We start from the raw sequence: 1,149 nt of genomic DNA on the forward strand, positions 1-1,149 counted from the left end.
CTATGATTTTGATTTGTATTGCCAATATGTCAAAGATCGTTTAAGCTCAAAGTCCGCAGACCGTAGTCCGAAGTCTTCTCTAATGCTTTCGTGATATTGTTGGAATCGAACCAACTTGAAAAAACCATTATATCGTCTTTTAAAGCTGCTAGTTGTTAGAAACTAGATGTTAGCTTATCTTCATTATTTGTGTTTTCGCAAACTTTCGCTTGCTAGCCTCTAGCCTCTTTAGTCTAGTTGCTTTTTGTGGAGAATATCGGAGTCGAACCGATGACCTCCTGCGTGCAAGGCAGGCGCTCTAGCCAGCTGAGCTAATCCCCCATTATCTAGCTTCTAGCCTCTAGCGGCTAGCTTCTAGCATGGTAGTCCCGGGCAGACTTGAACTGCCGACCCCTACATTATCAGTGTAGTGCTCTAACCAACTGAGCTACGGGACTGTTGCAGTGTCGTCTTATCCCAAAACAGGATTACTTGACGCTGTTGTTTAGTATTTAAGTAGTCAGTAATGAGTAGTCAGTAGTCAGCTTATTTACAGCTTGCAAATAATCTTTGTACTCTGTACTCTATACTTTATACTTAAAAAATGAATAGTACATTGGTAAAAATGAAAGCCTAAAATCGGCTATCAAAATCTCTCCAGAAAGGAGGTGTTCCAGCCACACCTTCCGGTACGGCTACCTTGTTACGACTTAACCCTAGTTACCAGATTTACCCTAGGCCGCTCCTTACGGTAACAGACTTCAGGTACCCCCGGCTTCCATGGTTTGACGGGCGGTGTGTACAAGGCCCGGGAACGTATTCACCGCGCCATGGCTGATGCGCGATTACTAGCGAATCCAGCTTCACGAAGTCGGGTTGCAGACTTCGATCCGAACTGAGATCGGTTTTTGAGATTCGCATCTATTCACATAGTAGCTGCCCTCTGTACCGACCATTGTAACACGTGTGTAGCCCTGGACGTAAGGGCCGTGCTGATTTGACGTCATCCACACCTTCCTCGCGGTTTACACCGGCAGTCTTGTTAGAGTGCCCACCATGACGTGCTGGTAACTAACAACGTGGGTTGCGCTCGTTATGGGACTTAACCCGACACCTCACGGCACGAGCTGACGACAACCATGCAGCACCTTGTAAAGTGTCCGAAGAAAA

Annotated in this window: 2 tRNA genes and 1 rRNA gene; all 3 read right to left on the minus strand. The window is 46.4% G+C overall.

Annotation, left to right across the window (positions count from 1 at the left end):
- Positions 1-247: 247 nt before the first annotated feature.
- Positions 248-321 (minus strand) — tRNA-Ala (locus ACRD7A_RS19075).
- 39 nt (positions 322-360) lie between these two features.
- Positions 361-437, minus strand: a tRNA-Ile gene (locus tag ACRD7A_RS19080).
- Between the two features lie 203 nt (positions 438-640).
- Positions 641-1,149: ribosomal RNA gene (locus ACRD7A_RS19085) — 16S ribosomal RNA — on the minus strand; the annotation flags it as partial.

It is taken from the genome of Carboxylicivirga longa (genome assembly GCF_050589825.1).
GTDB lineage: Bacteria > Bacteroidota > Bacteroidia > Bacteroidales > Marinilabiliaceae > Carboxylicivirga > Carboxylicivirga longa.